The 17,890-nt window shown below is 57.3% G+C and carries 18 protein-coding genes; 6 read left to right on the forward strand and 12 right to left on the reverse strand.

The genetic code is table 11. From position 1 onward, the window contains the following. Positions 1–28: 28 nt before the first annotated feature. The 6 genes from ugpB to AC6I8J_RS17410 form a co-directional block, all read right to left on the reverse strand. On the reverse strand, positions 29–1,345 hold the full coding sequence (gene ugpB, locus AC6I8J_RS17385; RefSeq protein ID WP_161735542.1) for a sn-glycerol-3-phosphate ABC transporter substrate-binding protein UgpB: 1,317 nt from the start codon (positions 1,343–1,345) through the stop codon (positions 29–31). Between the two features lie 439 nt (positions 1,346–1,784). After that, the gene (livF, locus tag AC6I8J_RS17390; RefSeq protein WP_013359341.1) at positions 1,785–2,498 is read right to left on the reverse strand and encodes a high-affinity branched-chain amino acid ABC transporter ATP-binding protein LivF; all 714 of its coding nucleotides are present in this window, start codon (positions 2,496–2,498) and stop codon (positions 1,785–1,787) included. Position 2,499: 1 nt separating this feature from the next. Beyond that, positions 2,500–3,267: a high-affinity branched-chain amino acid ABC transporter ATP-binding protein LivG gene (gene livG / locus AC6I8J_RS17395; protein ID WP_013359342.1), complete on the reverse strand. Its 768-nt coding sequence runs from the start codon at positions 3,265–3,267 to the stop codon at positions 2,500–2,502. Continuing rightward, entirely contained in the window at positions 3,264–4,535 is a 1,272-nt protein-coding gene (locus AC6I8J_RS17400) for a high-affinity branched-chain amino acid ABC transporter permease LivM (RefSeq protein WP_161735544.1), read from the reverse strand. Before AC6I8J_RS17400 ends, livG begins: the two co-directional genes overlap by 4 nt. After that, the gene (gene livH, locus AC6I8J_RS17405) at positions 4,532–5,458 is read right to left on the reverse strand and encodes a high-affinity branched-chain amino acid ABC transporter permease LivH (protein WP_009087789.1); all 927 of its coding nucleotides are present in this window, start codon (positions 5,456–5,458) and stop codon (positions 4,532–4,534) included. The genes AC6I8J_RS17400 and livH overlap by 4 nt, the downstream gene beginning before the upstream one ends. 134 nt (positions 5,459–5,592) lie before the next feature. After that, positions 5,593–6,705 carry a branched-chain amino acid ABC transporter substrate-binding protein gene (locus AC6I8J_RS17410; RefSeq protein ID WP_013359345.1) on the reverse strand — a complete coding sequence of 371 codons (1,113 nt, stop codon included), beginning with the start codon at positions 6,703–6,705 and terminating at the stop codon, positions 5,593–5,595. Positions 6,706–7,100: 395 nt separating this feature from the next. On the opposite strand from AC6I8J_RS17410, the gene panM reads away from it, so the two are divergent. After that, positions 7,101–7,496 (forward strand): aspartate 1-decarboxylase autocleavage activator PanM, encoded by a 396-nt coding sequence (gene panM / locus AC6I8J_RS17415; protein ID WP_013359346.1) that lies wholly within the window; start codon positions 7,101–7,103, stop codon positions 7,494–7,496. 60 nt (positions 7,497–7,556) lie between these two features. Here panM and rpoH read toward each other — a convergent pair whose 3' ends face one another. The 4 genes from rpoH to ftsY form a co-directional block, all read right to left on the reverse strand. Further along, positions 7,557–8,414: an RNA polymerase sigma factor RpoH gene (gene rpoH / locus AC6I8J_RS17420; protein WP_003852201.1), complete on the reverse strand. Its 858-nt coding sequence runs from the start codon at positions 8,412–8,414 to the stop codon at positions 7,557–7,559. Between the two features lie 240 nt (positions 8,415–8,654). Then, positions 8,655–9,644, reverse strand: coding sequence for a permease-like cell division protein FtsX (gene ftsX / locus AC6I8J_RS17425; RefSeq protein WP_013359347.1), 990 nt, complete (start codon positions 9,642–9,644; stop codon positions 8,655–8,657). Next, positions 9,634–10,302, reverse strand: a complete 669-nt coding sequence (gene ftsE / locus AC6I8J_RS17430; RefSeq protein ID WP_013359348.1) for a cell division ATP-binding protein FtsE — start codon at positions 10,300–10,302, stop codon at positions 9,634–9,636. The genes ftsX and ftsE overlap by 11 nt, the downstream gene beginning before the upstream one ends. 5 nt (positions 10,303–10,307) lie before the next feature. Continuing rightward, positions 10,308–12,002, reverse strand: coding sequence for a signal recognition particle-docking protein FtsY (gene ftsY / locus AC6I8J_RS17435; RefSeq protein ID WP_161735572.1), 1,695 nt, complete (start codon positions 12,000–12,002; stop codon positions 10,308–10,310). A gap of 231 nt (positions 12,003–12,233) precedes the next feature. Between ftsY and rsmD the strand changes: the two genes are divergently transcribed. Beyond that, a complete protein-coding gene (gene rsmD / locus AC6I8J_RS17440) occupies positions 12,234–12,833 on the forward strand; it encodes a 16S rRNA (guanine(966)-N(2))-methyltransferase (RefSeq protein ID WP_222924888.1) in 600 nt (199 codons plus the stop codon). Then, positions 12,823–13,095, forward strand: coding sequence for a DUF1145 family protein (locus AC6I8J_RS17445; protein ID WP_003852192.1), 273 nt, complete (start codon positions 12,823–12,825; stop codon positions 13,093–13,095). The genes rsmD and AC6I8J_RS17445 overlap by 11 nt, the downstream gene beginning before the upstream one ends. 26 nt (positions 13,096–13,121) lie before the next feature. Here the strand turns inward: AC6I8J_RS17445 and AC6I8J_RS17450 are convergent, their stop codons facing one another. Further along, positions 13,122–13,478: a DUF2500 domain-containing protein gene (locus tag AC6I8J_RS17450; protein ID WP_497825600.1), complete on the reverse strand. Its 357-nt coding sequence runs from the start codon at positions 13,476–13,478 to the stop codon at positions 13,122–13,124. A 144-nt stretch (positions 13,479–13,622) separates the two neighbouring features. Between AC6I8J_RS17450 and AC6I8J_RS17455 the strand changes: the two genes are divergently transcribed. Next, on the forward strand, positions 13,623–14,252 hold the full coding sequence (locus tag AC6I8J_RS17455; RefSeq protein WP_253420318.1) for a lysoplasmalogenase: 630 nt from the start codon (positions 13,623–13,625) through the stop codon (positions 14,250–14,252). Positions 14,253–14,337: 85 nt separating this feature from the next. After that, positions 14,338–16,629, forward strand: coding sequence for a zinc/cadmium/mercury/lead-transporting ATPase (locus tag AC6I8J_RS17460; RefSeq protein ID WP_497825601.1), 2,292 nt, complete (start codon positions 14,338–14,340; stop codon positions 16,627–16,629). Between the two features lie 52 nt (positions 16,630–16,681). On the opposite strand, the gene tusA is transcribed toward AC6I8J_RS17460, so the two are convergent. Next, positions 16,682–16,933, reverse strand: a complete 252-nt coding sequence (tusA, locus tag AC6I8J_RS17465; protein ID WP_161735554.1) for a sulfurtransferase TusA — start codon at positions 16,931–16,933, stop codon at positions 16,682–16,684. Positions 16,934–17,137: 204 nt separating this feature from the next. Here tusA and AC6I8J_RS17470 point away from each other — a divergent pair, with 204 nt between their 5' ends. Further along, positions 17,138–17,803 (forward strand): 7-cyano-7-deazaguanine/7-aminomethyl-7-deazaguanine transporter, encoded by a 666-nt coding sequence (locus AC6I8J_RS17470; protein WP_003852182.1) that lies wholly within the window; start codon positions 17,138–17,140, stop codon positions 17,801–17,803. Positions 17,804–17,890 lie beyond the last annotated feature (87 nt).

Raw genomic sequence — 17,890 nt, forward strand, 5'->3', positions numbered from 1 at the left:
GGCCAGCCTGGGCTGGCCAGAGGAGAGATTATTTCACCTGCTGCTGAAAGCGGCGCAGCAGTTCGTTGCCGCGTTTCACTGCGTTATCCAGCGCGCTTTGCGGCGACTGTTTGCCGGTCCAGACGCTTTCCAGCTCCTCGTCGATCACGGTACGAATCTGCGGCATGTTGCCCAGACGCATGCCTTTGGTGAACGGCAGTGGCGGCTTGTTCATCATCTGGCGGGTCGCAATATCTGCACCCGGATTCTTATCGTAGAAGCCCTGCTGTTTCGTCAGCTCGTAGGCGGCGGTGGTAATCGGCAGATAGCCGGTTTTCTGGTGCCATTCCGCGGCGATTTCCGGTTTAGCCAGGAACTGCATGAACTCGGCCACGCCTTTGTAGGTTGCCGCATCTTTGCCTTTCATCACCCACAGGCTGGCCCCGCCGATCAGGGCGTTCTGCGGTGCATTCGGCACGGTGTCGTCATACGGCATCATGCCGACGCCGAAGTTGAATTTGGCGTAGTGGCGGATATCAGCCAGCGATCCGGATGAGGCGGTAGTGATACCGCAGTCACCGTTGTAGAACTTGGCGGTGGACTCATCTTTGCGGCCAAAGTAGGTGAAGTCCCCTTTTTTGTTCATCGCTTCCAGCAGGTCGATGTGACGAACCTGTACCGGCTTGTTGAACTCCAGCACCGCGTTGAGCCCATCAAATCCGTTGTTCTCTGTCGCCACCGGCAGCGCATGCCAGGCGCTGAAGTTTTCAATCTGGATCCAGCCCTGCCAGCCGCTGGCGTAGCCACAGCTCATCCCCGATTTGCGCAGTGCGGCGGCATCCGTCGCCAGCTCCTGCCAGGTTTTAGGGGGTTGATCCGGGTTAAGGCCCGCTTTTTTGAAGGCGTCTTTGTTGTAGTAGAGCACCGGCGTCGAGCTGTTGAACGGCTGAGAGATCAGCTGACCTTTGCTGTCGCTGTAGTAGCCCGCCACCGTTGGTACGAACTGCTTTTCATCAAAGGGGATGCCAGCATCTTTGAAAACCTGATGCACCGGCACAATCGCCTTAGAAGCCATCATGGTCGCCGTACCGACTTCATAGACCTGCAGTACCGCGGGGGCTTTGCCGCTGCGCACGGCCGCAATCCCTGCCGCCAGGCTCTGCTCGTAGTTACCTTTGTAGGTCGGAACAATTTTGTAATCGGGATGCGTCTGGTTAAAACGCTGTGCCAGCGAATCCACTTCTTTGCCTAACTCGCCTTCCATAGAGTGCCAGAAAGGAATCTCAGTGGCGGCCATGGCATGGCTGCTGAGTGTCAGACCGAGCAGCACGCTCATCAGGCTACGACGAAAGGTAACGACGGACATAGAATTTTCCTGTGCAGGTAAATACGCGTGAAATCACGGATTTCTGGTTCGCGAAGTAACATGACACGGGGAAATGACGGATTAATAACAGGAAGATGACAGGCGGGTGACAGGCTTTATTGAGAAAAAGAGGACGCTGGCAGCACGGCGGCAAAACGCCCGCGATACCAGTTTTTAGTTACATAAATTGCAGAGCGACTGGAAGCTGAAAATACCTTACTGAGGTTTTCACTTCACTGAAGTCGAAGGCCGTCGGCGGCTCCACTCAAACCAACACTCAAGGCCGTCAGCGACACATTCCGCATCACTTTCAAAGGCCGTCGGCGGCGCAGCCAGGTTGCGGGCGGACAGCGCGCAGCCACCGGAGCGTACACGTAGTACGTGAGGATGGCGAGCACTGCCCAACCGGAACCTGGCAAGTAAGCCAGGCCGTGCCCCATCAGGCACCTAAGTAAGCGCTGCGGACGGCTTCGTTGGATAGGAGCGCTGCACCGCTATCTTCGAGCACGACATGCCCGTTCTCCAGCACATAGCCCCGATCAGCCAGCTTCAGCGCCTGATTGGCATTCTGCTCCACCAGGAAAATCGTCATCCCTTCGCTGCGCAACTGCTCAATCGTGTCGAAGATCTGCTGAATAATGATCGGTGCCAGTCCCAGCGACGGCTCATCCAGCAACAGCAGGCGCGGCTGGCTCATCAGCGCACGGCCAATCGCCAGCATCTGCTGTTCGCCGCCTGACATCGTCCCGGCACGCTGGATTTTACGCTCCTCCAGCCGTGGAAAGAGTTCATACACGCGCTTAATCCGCGTCAGATACTCCGGGCGGCTGGCAAAAAAGCCGCCCATCGCCAGGTTCTCTTCCACCGTCATGCGCGAAAACACCCGCCGTCCCTCTGGCACGATGGCGATCGCTTCACGCATGATGCGCGCCGTTTGCCAGTCGGTAATGGCTTTGCCATCAAAAGTGATGGTGCCCTGGGTCGCGCGCGGCTCGCCGCACAGCGTGCCCAGCAGCGTGGTTTTTCCGGCGCCGTTAGCGCCAATCAGGGTGACGATTTCGCCCTGATTGATATAGAGACTAACGTTGTGCAGCGCCTGAATTTTGCCGTAGTGAGCGCTGACGTTCTCAATGGTTAACATCGCATTTGCCATCTCAGGCCTCTCCTAAATAGGCACGAATGACATCCGGATTATTACGAATCTCCTCCGGCGTTCCGTTAGCCAGCGGCGTTCCCTGATTAACCACGTAAATACGGTCAGAAATACCCATCACCAGCTTCATATCATGTTCAATCAGCAGCACCGACACCTTGTGTTCACCACGCAGTTCCGCAATCAGCGCGTCCAGCTCGTGGGTCTCTTTGGGGTTAAGACCCGCCGCCGGTTCATCCAGCATCAGAATCTCCGGGCGCGTCACCATACAGCGCGCAATCTCCAGACGGCGCTGCTGACCATAGGCCAGATTGCCCGCCTGACGGTTCGCCAGATCCAGCAGACCCACCCGCTCCAGCCAGGTCGCCGCACGATCCAGCGCCTCGCTCTCACTGCGGCGAAACGCCGGGGTTTTCAGCAGGCCGGAAAATACGCCGCTTTTCAGATGCTGATGCTGCGCGACCAGCAGGTTCTCAATCACCGTCATCTCACGGAACAGACGCACGTGCTGGAAAGTCCGCACGATGCCCATCCGCGCAATCTTCTGGCCCGGCAACCCTTCCAGATGCTGCTCACGCAGTTTGATCGTGCCACCGGTGGGTTTGTAAAAGCCGGTCAGGCAGTTGAACACGGTGGTTTTACCGGCACCGTTGGGACCAATCAGTGAAACGATCTCCTGTGGACGCAGCTCCAGTGCCACATTGTTCACGGCTAACAGACCGCCGAAGCGCATCATCAGGCCTTCAACGGCTAATAAAGGCTGAATCATGCCTGTTCTCCTTGTTTACCGGTTCTGAGCTTCAGATGCGGACGCTTCATCGGCAACAGGCCCTGCGGACGCCAGATCATCATCAGCACCATCAGGCCACCCAGCACCAGCATGCTGTATTCATTGAGGTCGCGCATCAGCTCGCGTGACACCACCAGCAGGATGGCGGCCAGAATGACCGCAAACTGCGAGCCCATCCCGCCCAATACCACAATCGCCAGCACAAAGGCGGACTCGACAAAGGTAAAGGATTCCGGGCTGACAAAGCCCTGACGCGCCGCGAAGAGACTGCCGGCAAAACCGGCAAACGCGGCACTGATGGTAAAGGCGGTCAGCTTGATGCGGGTCGGACTCAGGCCCAGTGAACGACAGGCAATCTCATCTTCGCGCAGCGCTTCCCAGGCCCGGCCCAGCGGCATCCGCAGCAGCCGGTTGATCACGAACAGCGTCAATACCACCAGCAGCAGCGCCACCAGGTAGAGGAAGATGATGCGGTCGCTGGGATCGTACTTCAGCCCAAAGAAGTTATGGAAGGTATCCCAGCCGCCTTCACGGGGCGTACGGCCAAACTCCAGACCAAACAGCGTCGGTTTCGGGATCTGGCTGATGCCATTCGGCCCGCCGGTCAGGGCGGTATTGTTCAGCAGCAGAATACGCACGATCTCACCGAAGCCCAGCGTCACAATCGCCAGATAGTCGCCGCGCAGTCGCAGCACCGGGAAGCCCAGCAGCAGACCAAACAATGCAGCGACCATGCCGGAAAGCGGCAGGCATTGCCAGAAGCCAAGACCGTAATAGTGATTCAGCAGCGCAAAAGTGTAGGCACCGATGGCGTAAAAGCCGCCATAACCCAGTACCAGCAGGCCAGAGAGACCGACCACCACGTTTAAGCCCAGACCGAGCATCACATAGATCAGCGTCATGGTGGCGATATCGACGGTGCCGCGTGACACCAGGAATGGCCAGGCAATGGCGGCGATAATCATCACTGCCATCACCAGCTTCTGCTTTGGCGTCGAGCCATCCAGGCCAGGCAACACCAGCGCCGGACCGGAGATTTTCTTCAGGCCGCTTTGCCACACCGGACGCAACAGCTGGAACAGAAACACCACCGCACAGCCTGCGGCGATCCAGTTCCAGCGCACGCTACCCGCGTTCTGCACTACCAGATTCGTGCCGTCCAGATTCAGGCGCAATCCCATAAAAAAGGTGGCAAGCACCAGCAGCATCACCGACGAGATCAGGGCATTGATAAAGGAGATCTTCATACTTTTTCAACCTCCGGGCGACCCAGAATCCCGGTCGGCATCACCAGCAGCACCACAATCAGCAGGGCAAACGAGACCACATCTTTATATTCCGTGCTGAGATACGCAGAAGTCAGCGCTTCAGCGATGCCCAGTACCAGGCCGCCAATCATTGCGCCCGGAATACTGCCAATTCCGCCCAGCACCGCGGCGGTAAAGGCTTTCATGCCCGCCATAAAGCCGATGAAGGGGTTGATCGACCCATAGAACTGGCCCAGCAGCACGCCTGCGACTGCCGCCATCGCGGCACCGATCACAAAGGTCAGCGAGATCACGCGGTCGGTGTTAATCCCCAGCAGGCTGGCCATTTTCAGGTCTTCAGCGCAGGCGCGACAGGCGCGGCCCATACGGGAATAGCGGATAAAGGTGGTCAGCGCCAGCATCGCCAGGAACGTCACCACCCAGATCACAATCTGCATGGTAGAAATCGTGGCGGCAAACCCGTTGCTCTCGCCTACCGTCCACTGTCCGGTGATCAGGCTCGGCAGCGCCAGGTCGCGTGAACCCTGCGTCAGGCTGACGTAGTTTTGCAGGAATATCGACATCCCGATGGCGGAGATCAGCGCAATCAGGCGCTTGGATGAACGCACAGGCCGGTAGGCGACGCGCTCAATGCTCCAGCCGTAGGCGCTGGAGATAATCACCGCCATCACAAAGCCAGCAGCAATCATCAGCCAGGTAGTGTCGATGCCCATCATCATCAGGGCGGCGATCACGATAAAGGAGACATAGCTACCGATCATGTAGACCTCGCCGTGGGCGAAGTTGATCATGCCGATAATGCCGTAAACCATGGTGTAACCGATGGCGATCAGCGCGTAAGTGCTACCCAGGGTCACACCGTTAAACATCTGCTGAATAAAATAGAGGAACTGCTCGGACATACCTTGACCCTTACTTAACCGATCGCAGGCGATCGGGGTACAAAAAACGCCTGGCAGACGAGCACCAGGCGTTCGTGTCGCTGGTCAGGGGAAACCGGTTACCCGGCCTCCCGCTCACCACAAAACAGCCTGGTTTACTTCACAGCCGTCGAGGTGCCATCGGCATGCCATTTGAAGACGCCGAATTCAAAGCCCTTGAGATCGCCCTTCTCATCCCAGTTCAGGTTGCCCATCACGGTTGGGACCGCAGCGCCTTCCTTGAGGTTTTTCACGATAGCGTCCGGCTCAGCGCTCTTGCTGCGCTCCATACCGGTTGCCAGCGACTGCAGAGCGGCATAGGTGGTCCAGACGAACGGGCCGGTCGGATCCAGTTTCTTCGCTTTCAGCGCGTCAACGATCGGTTTGTTAGTTTCGACCTGGTCGTAACGTTTCGGCAGGGTCACCAGCATGCCTTCAGAAGCCGCACCAGCAATGTTCGACAGCGAGGCGTTACCCACACCCTCTGGTCCCATAAACTGGGTTTTCAGGCCAGCAGCACGTGCCTGACGCACGATTTGGCCCATTTCCGGGTAGTAACCGCCGAAATAGACGAAATCGACGTTCTCTTTCTTGAAGCGGGCTACCAGCGTAGAGAAATCTTTATCGCCCGCGGTGATTCCTTCAAACATCACGATATTAGCGCCCTGCTTTTTCAGGCTCTCCTGCACGGAGCGCGCCAGGCCTTCGCCATACTGCTGTTTGTCGTGAACCACTGCGATACGCTGCGGTTTCAGCTCGGTCATCACATATTTCGCGGCGGTCGGCCCCTGATCGGAGTCGAGGCCGGTGGTGCGCATAATCAGTTTATAGCCACGGGAAGTCAGGTCAGGTGCGGTCGCGGCCGGGGTGATCATCAGCACGCCTTCATCTTCATAGATGTCAGACGCCGGCTGGGTGGAGGAAGAGCAGAGGTGGCCGATGACGTAGCGGATGCCATCGTTAATCACCTTGTTCGCGACCGCAACCGCCTGTTTCGGGTCACAGGCGTCATCATATTTCACCGCCACCAGTTTGTTGCCGTTAACGCCGCCTTTGGCGTTAATATCTTCAATCGCCTGCGTTGCACCGGCGAACTGCATGTCGCCGTACTGCGCTACCGGACCTGACATTGCGCCGACAATTGCCACTTTGATATCTTCAGCCAGCGCCGCATGGCTCATCGCCAGTGCTACACATCCCGCCAGTAATGCGCGCCCTTTCATTTTCATCCTGACTACCCCATTTATTTTGTCGTGTATGTTGTGAGTGCTTGCGTTGCCAGATAAAGTCGAAAACTGATTAATGATGAATGAGTTAGCGTACTTTTCTGACATTTATTAGTAATAAGGCTTTATTTTTCAGGTTATTAAACAGGAAGTTTCTTCTGTAAATCAACTGACACATTCAGAATTGACCGGGTTAAACAGCATAATACACTGGATGCAATGGCCGGTTTATGACCACTTTGCCAGCGTGTTATGCTGGATTCTTCGCCCGCTATCCAGGTTTACTCCTGTTATCCTGGCATCCAGGCCATCTTTTGACCTGTTTTATTGATGAAAATGTGGTGGCCCTCTGGTTGTATACTTTCGCTACACTTTCCCCTTTTTTAGAGGTTTTTGTTATGAAGCTCACTATCCAGCGCCTGACCGCGCTGACGCCGCAGGACCGCATCGATCTTGGCAAAGTCTGGCCGGATCTGGAGATGGAAAAACTGGAACAGGGTTTAAGTGAGTCTCATCGTCTTTACGCGGCGCGTTTTAATGACCGTCTGCTGGCAGGTTTGCAGCTGGAAATCTCCGGCATCCATGGCAAGGTTCACCGGCTGGCGGTGCGCGATGTCACCCGGCGACGCGGGGTAGGACAGTATTTGCTGGAGGAGACAATCAGGCAGAATGGTTCAATCGCGGACTGGTGGATTGCCGATGATGGCAGTGACGATCAGCAGGTACGCGCGGCGTTTATGCAGGCGTGTGGCTTCAGGGCGCAGAGTGATGGCTGGATACGGGCGGCAGACTAGCCGGACGCAGAAAACAAAAAGGGCGACATCATCTGTCGCCCCTTAAGGTGTTGAAGTGCGTTACGCTTCAATCGCCATACGCAGTTTCTTCATGGCGTTCTTTTCCAGCTGCCGGACACGTTCGGCGGATACGCCGTACTGATCGGCCAGTTCCTGCAGCGTGGTTTTATTGTCTTCGTCCAGCCAGCGGGCGCGAATGATGTGCTGACTGCGCTCATCCAGACCTTCCATCGCATAGCTCAGCTTGTCAGCCGCATGCGCATCCCAGTTATCCTCTTCGATGCCGTCGGCAAAGTCAGAGGTTTTATCCTGCAGATACAGCACCGGTGCCATCGAACGGCCTTCGCTGCTCTCGTCGTCGGCAGACATATCAAAGGTCATATCCTGCGCGGCCATACGCGATTCCATTTCGCGCACGTCTTTGCTGCTTACGCCCAGCTCGCGCGCAACCATCTCGACTTCGTCCTGATTGAACCAGCCCAGACGCTGCTTGGTTTTACGCAGGTTAAAGAACAGCTTACGCTGTGCTTTGGTGGTCGCGACTTTCACAATACGCCAGTTACGCAGCACGTATTCGTGAATCTCCGCTTTAATCCAGTGCACGGCGAACGAAACCAGACGCACGCCCACTTCAGGGTTGAAGCGACGCACCGCTTTCATCAGGCCGATGTTGCCTTCCTGGACCAGGTCAGCCTGTGGCAGACCATAGCCGGAGTAATTACGAGCGATATGAACTACAAAGCGTAGGTGAGACAGGATCAGCGTCTTTGCTGCTTCCAGATCGCCCTGGTAATGCAGCCGTTCAGCCAACGCTTTTTCCTCTTCAGCCGAGAGCATCGGCCAGGTATTCGCAGCCCGGACGTAAGACTCCAGGTTGCCAAGAGGAGCAATAGCTAAAGTTTGCATTTCTTTGGTCATTCAAACCCTCACAAATTCAGTGGAATTGCCGCACATTTCCCTGCGCAGACGATACATTACGTCAACGTCGCGCGAGATCCGAAAGCAATCTGTGCTACTTAGAGTGATAAAGTTATCCACAAGTTCAATTATAGCAGTGAATATTTTACACACAGATGACAGGAAGGGAAGAGGGGAAAAATCCTCTGCACCCACTATCGGTAGCAGAGGACCATTATAACAAAAAAATGTTGCAGGCGTTTACTGCGGCGTAAATCGACGTAAATGTTGTACCGTTGCCAGCCAGGCTGCCACCCAGCCGATGATGGCCGCAATCAGTAGCAGCAGCAGCGCTTCATCCCAGGAGAAGCCTTCCAGCGAGAAGGTGGTACCAAATACGGTTGCCACACTGGCGACGACCGACTGCAGACGCAGCACCAGCACTTCTGACAGCAGCAGCGACAGCACCGCGCCGCTGAAGCCCAGCAGCGCGCCGCCATAGAGGAACGGACGCAGGATAAAGCCATCGGTGGCACCAATCAGCTTCTGCACGTTAATGGTGTCGCGTCGCGCAAAGATGCTGAGGCGGACACTGTTACCGATCACCAGGAACACCGCCACAATCATCAGCACGCCAATCATGGAGGCAATCTGCCCCACCAACCCGGTCAGTGCCGCCAGCCGCGCAAACCAGCTGTCATCCATTCGCACTTCATCCACGCCCTGCACTTTGCTCACCCGATCGCGCAGGCTCTGCATGGTGTCTGAGTTCTGGAAGTTGAGCTTAGGCGTGATGATGGCTACCGCAGGCAGCGGATTCTGCTCCAGCATATCCATTGCGCCACCAAAGCCCGACCAGTTACGGAACTCATTCAGCGCCTCTTCCCGCGTCAGGTAGTTGACGTTATCTACGCCTTCGACCTGCTTGAGCTGCGCCACTACGTTTTCTGCCGCCGTGTCATCCAGCGTTTTGGAGAGATAAACGGTCAACTGCGGCGCCGGATACCACTGCGTGGCCGCCTGACTGACGTTTTTCCACACCATGTAGCAGACGCTGGGCAGCGTCAGAGAAATGGCGATGACCATCACCGTCAGCAGTGTAGCCAGCGGCTGACGCCACATATCCGAAAGCGTACCGCGCAGCGCATAGCGCCACTGCTCCTGCCAGCCGCCCTTCAGCGCTTTACTCTTCGACTTCGACGGCTGCTTAGCTTTCGGCGCAGCCGGACGTTTAATGCGTTTATTGACCATCGTGGCCTCCGTGCAGACGTCCCTGATTCAGCGTCATCATCCGGTAGTTACGTCGGGCGATCAGGCCGCTGTCATGCGTCGCCATCAGGACGGTGACGCCGACGCGGTTGAACTCTTCGAACAGGCGCAGAATGTCTTCTGACAGCGCGTCGTCGAGGTTACCGGTCGGTTCATCGGCCAGCAGTACGGCCGGCTTGTTCACCACCGCACGGGCGATGCCCACACGCTGCTGCTCACCGCCCGAAAGCTGAATCGGATAACTTTTCGCTTTGTCGAGCAGGCCTACTTTATCCAGCGCCGCCGAGACGCGACGACGGATATCCTCGCCGCTGGCACCGGAAATAATCAGCGGGATCGCCACATTGTCATAAACCGACCGATCCATCAGCAGGTGGTGATCCTGGAAGATCATGCCAATCTGACGACGCAGGAAAGGCACCTCACTGTTACGCAGGCGGGAAATGTCATGGCCGCTGAACCAGATTTTTCCGGCACTCGGGCGCTCAATGCCACAAATCAGCTTCAGCAAGGTACTTTTACCGGCACCGGAGTGGCCGGTCAGAAACGCCATTTCGCCGGGACGCAGATGGAAATCTACCCCCTGCAGCGCCTGACGTCCGCCGAGATATGCCTTACTGACCTCTTCAAAGCGAATCATCCTAATTAGTCCTCTCGGGCAAACAGTGCCTCAATAAAATCTTCCGCCTTAAACGGCCGTAAATCTTCAATGCCTTCACCAACGCCGATGTAGCGAATCGGAATACCGAACTGATCGGCCACCGAGAAGATCACGCCGCCTTTGGCGGTGCCATCCAGCTTGGTAAGCGCAATCCCGGTCAGGCCGACGGCTTCATTAAACAGTCGGGCCTGGCTGACCGCATTCTGTCCGGTGCTGGCATCCAGCGTCAGCATCACTTCGTGAGGTGCGGAATCATCCAGCTTTTTCATCACGCGGGTGATTTTTTTCAGCTCTTCCATCAGGTGCGATTTGTTCTGCAGACGACCCGCCGTATCGGCAATCAGCACGTCAACGCCGCGTGATTTCGCGGCCTGAATGGCATCGAAAATCACCGAAGCGGAATCTGCGCCGGTGTGCTGCGCAATGACCGGAATGTTATTGCGCTGGCCCCACACCTGCAGTTGCTCAACCGCCGCGGCGCGGAAGGTATCACCGGCCGCTAACATCACGGACTTGCCCTCAGCCTGATACTGGCGTGCCAGCTTACCGATGGTGGTGGTTTTACCCACGCCATTGACGCCCACCATCAGGATGACAAACGGCGTTTTGCCTGAGACATCCAGTGGCGCATCCACTTTCGCCAGAATCGAGGCCATCTCTGCTTTCAGCAGGCTGTAGAGCGCTTCCGCGTCACGCAACTGCTTGCGGTTTGCCTGCTGGGTCAGGTTGGTGATGATGCGACGCGTGGTATCCACGCCCACATCCGCAATCAGCAACTGCTCTTCCAGCTCGTCAAACAGGTCATCATCAATCTTTTTGCCACGGAACAGGCTGATAAAACCGGAACCGAGGTTCTGACGGGTTTTGACCAGGCTGCGCTTCAGGCGGGAGAAGAAGCCCTCTTTGCTGGGACGCTCCTGCTCCTGCACGATGAGCGGCGCGGCGGCCAGCGGCAGATCGCTGACGGTATCGGATAGCGACTCAGTCGGTTCCTGGTCCGTGACATCGGCGTCATCCAGTGCCAGTGCAGTCAGCTCTTCCTCAGTCAGCGGCGCGTCTGCTTCGCTATCCTGCGTTTCAGCGCTCGCGGCGTCATCCAGCACCTGTGGCCTGGGCACTTCGTCGTTTAACTGTGCTTCACTGTGCGGGGTTTCGACGATCTCTGCATCGCCCAGCGCCAGCGCCGTCAGCTCTTCTTCGCTTAACGGCGCGTCGGTTTCGCTGTGCGGGATGTCAACGATTTCTGCGTCGCCGAGCGCCAGTGCCGTCAGCTCTTCTTCGCTTAACGGCGCGTCTGCGGGTTCCGCGTCAGCGATCGGCGTGACCACGTCGTCGGCGTCTATGACCGGCGTCGCATCATGTTCAGGTGCGGCAACCTCCAGCAGCGCTTCAGGGTCGGCCTCAATCGGCTCAGCCTCATCCAGCACCGCAGGTGCTGATTCATGCGGCGCTGCCGCAGTGACTTCCGCCTCACGCTGCTGCCCGGCCACCGTTTCGGTGATGACGACAGTCTCTTCCGCTTGTGCTTCAGCCTGGCTTAATGCCGGGGCTTCCTGTTCTGTCTGCTGCTGTGCGGGTTCAGCGACCTCTGGTGTCTGCTCCTCCGCTACAGGTTGTTTCTCTTCCTCTTTGCCAAATCCCAGCCAGGAAAAAAAGCCACGTTTTTTCTCTTTTGCCATTGTGTGACGACACTCCTCGATGGCTTTGTCCCGGTCGCGCGTGGTTTCCAGGGGTAAATCAATGAAATTGGTCAGCGCCAGACCGGCGTAAACCGCAGAATAATGCATGACTTCAGCAACTCAGTAGTCTAACACTTTCCAGCCAGCTCACCACAGCACCCTTTTTTAACGTTTCTTCTCACCGATTCGCCCGTTAAACTACGCAACAAATTATGACGAGTTGTGAGCAAGATGAATAAAAACCCCCGCAGTACAGGCGGTGCCGGGCAGATTCGCATCATTGGCGGCCAGTGGCGCGGACGCAAACTGCCGGTGCCGGACAGCGCCGGACTGCGCCCCACGACCGATCGGGTTCGCGAGACGCTGTTTAACTGGCTGGCCCCGGTGCTGCCAGAAGCGCGCTGCCTCGACTGCTTTGCCGGTAGCGGCGCATTAGGACTGGAAGCGCTGTCGCGTTACGCGGGATCGGCGACGCTGCTGGAGCTGGAACGTCCGGTAGCACAGCAGTTATCAAAAAATCTGCAGACGCTGCGCGCCACGAATGGCACCGTGGTTCAGACCAATGCGCTAAACTGGCTGGCACAGGCGGGTACACCCTTTGATGTGGTGTTTATTGATCCGCCGTTTCGTCAGGGATTGCTGGAACAGACGTTACAGTTGCTGGAGCAGAATCACTGGCTGGCCGACCAGGCGCTGATTTACGTCGAAAGTGAAGTGGAAAATGGCGCACCGCCGGTGCCGCCAGAGTGGGATCTTTATCGCGAGAAAATAGCCGGACAAGTGGCTTATCGTTTGTATCAACGTCAACAGGAGACGCAGGATGTTACTTAATTTGGGGCGTCTGTTGATGCTATGCGTGTGGGGATTTTTACTGGCTAATCTGGTCCATCCCTACCCGAAGCCACTGACTTATTTTATCAACGTTGCACTGATTTTCATGATCCTGATGCATGGTCTGCAGCTGGTGTTACTGCGCACCACGCAGACCAAAGATGCGCCGCCGATTGACCGCGTCACCCAGGCCAAAGTGTTTCTGTTCGGGGTATTCGAACTGGTCGCCTGGCAGAAGAAAAACTTCCCACGTAAGAAATAAACCCGGGCGGGCGCAATGCCCGCCTGTTACTGTCGGGGTGTGAAGCTGATAAAGCGCGTGCCCTGCATCTTCAGCTCGCCTTTGGCACCCTTGTCCAGCTGATGATATTCCGCCTCTTTAAGCTGCACTTTGATGTCGCTGGCACCGTTCAGCGGGTGAAGCAGCACCTCGTAGCGCATCTCTTCCCCGGCGATAACTTCCCGCTGCCGTGAACGGCGATTGGGTGCAGGAAATTCACGTTTGGTTTTGACCTCAACCTGCAGAAAACGCTCGGGTGAAGCGTCATTCACCGCCACTTCCCGGCGTTGCTTAATGAACTGACGGGTCGCCAGCACGGCGATAATCGCCAGAACGATAATAAAGATTAGCGGCGGTTTGCTCATAGCGATCTGGTGCCTGCAGAATGATTAATCAGGCGGCAAAGCATACAACCAGAGTTGCCTGATTGTCACATCTCAGAGGCTTAACCTAAACTGGAAAGGATATTTTGGGATCTTTCACCATTTTGAATAAAAAAGGGAGAAACAATGCTCTGGTCTTTCCTCGCTGTACTTTTCTCCGGCTGGCTCTATGTCGACGCCACCTATCGCGGCCCGCAATGGCAACGCTGGTTATTTAAACCGGTCACGCTGCTGCTGCTTGTCGGGCTGGCCTGGCAGGCACCTGTGCTGCAGACTACGGACTACCTGATTCTGGCCGGTCTGGTCGCGACGCTGGTCGGTGATGCGTTAACGCTGCTGCCGCGTCAGCAGATGCTCTATGCCGTCGGGGCTTTCTTCCTGTCGCACCTGCTTTATACCCTCTGCTTCGCCGCCAGCATGACCATGACCTTCTTCTGGCCGATCCCGCTAACGCTGCTCATCATCGGTGCCGCTCTGATTGGCGTCATCTGGAGCCGACTGGAAGATCTGCGCTGGCCTGTCTGCACCTTTATCGGCATGACGCTGGTAATGACCTGGATAGCGACCGAGCAGTACTTCTTCCGCCCGACCGATTACAGCTTCTCGATCATGGTGGGTGCCGGTCTGCTGCTGCTGGCAAACGCCGTCTGGTTTATCTCACACTATCGTCGCCGCTTTACCGCCGACAGCGCGATTGTTGCCGCCTGCTACTTCGCCGGTCACTTTATGATCGTGCGCTCGTTGTGGGTCGTCTGAGAAAATAGCCTTGACTCTGGAGTTCACTCCAGAGTGTAGGATAGCGGGATGGGCAGCGTTGCTCATCCCATTATCCGGAGGTCATATGCATCAACATCACGCCTGTGGCTGCGGCAAACCCCGTGCCAGTCACGCCGCAGCAAAACCGCTGTGCCAGGTTCGCCAGGCTCGCCCCCTCTCCCTTTCTATTCACGCCGCGACGCCTGTACCTGCGGAGACGGCAGGCTGTTGCTGTGACTGCAACAGCAGCCCTGGCAACGACACCGACCCCGCTGAGGAAAGCGACCGGCGAGGTGCCGACAGTTATCCCTTTAGCTGGCAGGTCAGCGGGATGGATTGCCCGTCGTGTGCCCGCACTATTGAAACCGCTGTCCGTCAGATAAGTGGTGTGACCGACGCCCGTGTGCTGTTCAGCAGCGAGAAGCTGGTGGTTAACGCTGACCACGATGTACTGAACGCCGTTGAACAGGCGGTGAAAAAAGCCGGCTTCCAGCTCGCAACCCCATCAGCCACGTCGGCCACATTCCCCGCTAAGCCCGACTGGCAACATAACCGCATGCTGATTTTACTGGCACTGCTGGTGATCGCCAGCAGCGTTCTCAGCCAGTTCGCACCCGTCTGGGGCGATCGGCTGTTTGTGCTGACCACCTTGGTCGGCCTGATCCCGGTGGCGCGCGGTGCCTGGCAGCGTCTGCGCAGCGGATCGCCTTTTACCATTGAAACCTTAATGACCCTGGCGTCGGCTGGCGCACTGATCATTGGCGCGCACGCCGAAGCCGCGATGGTGCTGATGCTGTTTCAGCTGGGCGAAAAGCTGGAAAGCTATGCCGCCTCCAGGGCACGCAGCGGCGTCACCAGTCTGATGGCGTTGCGGCCTGAATCGGCGATTCGTCTGGAACAGGGCAAACGCAGTGAAGTGCCGCTGGCGGCGCTGCAACCGGGTGATGTGATTGAAGTCGCGGCGGGCAGCCGCCTGCCGGTCGATGGCTGTTTAATCAGCCCGCTCGCCAGTTTCGATGAGAGCGCGCTGACCGGTGAGTCGCTGCCGGTGACGCACACCAAGGGTGAAAAAATCCTTGCCGGTGCCACCAGCGTGGATCGGCTGGTGATGCTGGAAGTGGTATCGAAGCCGGGTGAAAGCGCGATTGACCGTATCCTGCAACTGATCGAGGAAGCGGAAACGCACCGTGCGCCGGTCGAACGCTTTATCGACCAGTTCAGCCGCATCTACACGCCGCTGGTGATGCTGCTGTCGCTGCTGGTCATGATGGTGCCGCCCCTGCTCTTCGCAGGCGACTGGCAGCCGTGGATCTATAAAGGGCTGACCCTGTTACTGATTGGCTGCCCCTGTGCACTGGTGATCTCAGTGCCAGCAGCCATTACCTCGGGGCTGGCTGCGGCGGCGCGTCAGGGCGCACTGATCAAAGGCGGTGCGGCGCTGGAGCGGCTGAGTTCGGTGCGCAGAATGGCGTTTGATAAAACCGGTACACTGACGCTGGGCAAGCCACAGCTGACGCAGATCCTGCGCTTTGGTACGGCCAGCGAGTCAGAGATGCTGGCGCTGAGCGCCGCTGCGGAACAGGGTGCCACCCACCCACTGGCCAGCGCTATCGTGGCGGCCGCGCAGGCGCGTAACCTGGTGATTCCTGACGCGCAGGATCAGCAGGTGCAGGCGGGACGCGGCATCCGTGCGCAGGTCTCAGGCCAGCAGATTCAGCTGCTGACGCCCAGCCATACGCCCGGTCTGACGCCGCAGCAAAATGCGCAGATAGCGCAACAGGAAGCCGAAGGTGAAACGCTGGTGGTGCTGATGCGCAATGGCGAAGCACTGGGTGCGCTAGCTCTGCGCGATCAGCTGCGCGACGACGCCGCCGATGCGTTAAAAGCGCTGAAAAAGCTGGGTATTGAGAGCCTGATGCTGACCGGTGATAACCCGCGCGCTGCGGCGACCATTGCCCGCCAGCTGGATATTGATTATCGCGCCAGCCTGCTGCCCGCCGATAAAGTCGCGGCGATCCGTGAACTGAGTCAGCAACAGCCGCTGGCGATGGTCGGGGATGGCATTAACGACGCGCCAGCAATGAAAGCGGCAACGCTGGGCATTGCGATGGGCAGCGGCACCGATGTCGCGCTGGAAGCGGCCGATGCGGCCCTGACGCGTAATCAACTCAGCAATCTGGTGCCGATGATAGCACTGGCACGCCGGACACGGCGCATCATCCGCCAGAATGTCGGTATTGCGCTGGGGCTGAAGGCGATTTTCCTGGTCACTACCCTGCTGGGTCTGACCGGACTCTGGCTGGCCGTGCTGGCAGATTCCGGGGCGACCGCGCTGGTCACGGCCAACGCGCTGCGGTTACTGCGACGTCGCGCCTGAGTAAAAAGCGCTGTCTGAAGAGTGCGGTTAACGGCGGCCTGAACGGCTGCTGTTAACCGGCTATACCTTTGCGGATCAGAAACTGATAGGGCAGCGTGTCGGTCTGCTGCGCCAGCAGGCCATGTTCCATAAAGCGGCAGAAGCCGGGAATATCGCGGGTCGTTGCCGGATCATCGGCGATGATCAGTAACGTCTCGCCATCCTGCAGGCTGCGTACGGTTTTGCGCACCATCATCACCGGCTCCGGGCAACGCAGGCCACGGGCGTCCAGCTGATGGTCGGCAGAGGAAAAGGCATCGCTCATAATCAACTCGGTTCAGGTAAGGGGCGCTCATTCTAGCGCGTGCTGGCGGTGAAGCAAGGCGATAACGATTGCGTTAAAATTAACCATTGCATAAAAAGCACAACGCGGTAATATGCCGCCGCTTTTTGCTCATAAAACTGCCAGGCGCTGCCCGAACGGCGTCCCGCAATGGGTTCCCTCACCCCAACATTAAAAAGGTTGAATATGCTCGCATTTTCTTCACGTCAGCGCATGCATGCGCTTTTCTGGCTATCGCTGTTTCACCTGCTGGTGATCACCTCCAGTAACTACCTGGTTCAGTTGCCGATCTCCGTCTTTGGCTTCCACACCACCTGGGGCGCGTTCAGCTTCCCGTTTATCTTCCTGGCGACCGATCTCACCGTGCGTATTTTTGGCGCACCGCTGGCCCGACGCATTATTCTGGCCGTAATGATCCCGGCGCTGTTTATCTCTTATGGCGTCTCGGCGCTGTTCTATCAGGGTGAATGGCAGGGCTGGCAGGCGCTGGAAGTGATGAACCTGTTTGTGGCCCGTATCGCCTGCGCCAGCTTTATGGCTTATGCACTGGGTCAGATCCTCGACGTTCATGTCTTTAACCGTCTGCGTCGTCTGCCTCAGTGGTGGATAGCACCCGGCTGCGCCATGTTCCTGGGGAATATCAGCGATACCCTGGCCTTCTTCTTTATCGCCTTCTATAAAAGCCCCGATGCGTTTATGGCGCAGCACTGGGTTGAGATTGCTCTGGTAGATTACAGCTTCAAGGTGCTGATCTGCATGGTCTTCTTCCTGCCCGCCTACGGCGTACTGCTCAATGCCGCGCTTAAACGTCTGGCTGAACGCCAGACCGCCCGCCAGGTCAATTTCGGCTAAGTGCCCATACGGTTTCCACTCCTATCCGCTAAGATCTTCTGACAATCATCAGGTTGCGTTTGCAACCTGATTCCTGTTGTATTAATG

The sequence above is a fragment of the Pantoea sp. X-Soil-ISGK-355 genome (assembly GCF_059730805.1).